Below are 224 nucleotides of genomic sequence, written 5' to 3' on the forward strand. Positions count from 1 at the left end.
CGAGCCCGTTGGTGATCGTCGTGACGCGGTTGTGCGGCTTGCTGTAGTTGGTGGCGAAGGTGTTGATGAGGTACGGCCAGTCGGCGGGGTTGTCCTCGACGTACCCGAGGAAGGTGATCTGCGCACGTTCGTGGACGGCCGGGGCGAGCGTCATCACCTGGAGCCGCGTGGCCGCCTCGGTCCGCTCGCGCCAGGTGGCGTCGTCGGTGTACGCGGGCCACCCC

The 224-nt window shown here is 68.8% G+C and carries 1 protein-coding gene; it reads right to left on the reverse strand.

Going from position 1 to position 224, the window contains the following annotated elements:
* The coding region (locus OEB96_RS00070) for a hypothetical protein (RefSeq protein ID WP_266213332.1) at positions 1 to 224 on the reverse strand (224 nt) is incomplete at both ends.

It is taken from the genome of Paraliomyxa miuraensis (assembly GCF_026337845.1).
Lineage (GTDB): Bacteria > Myxococcota_A > Polyangia > Nannocystales > Nannocystaceae > Paraliomyxa > Paraliomyxa miuraensis.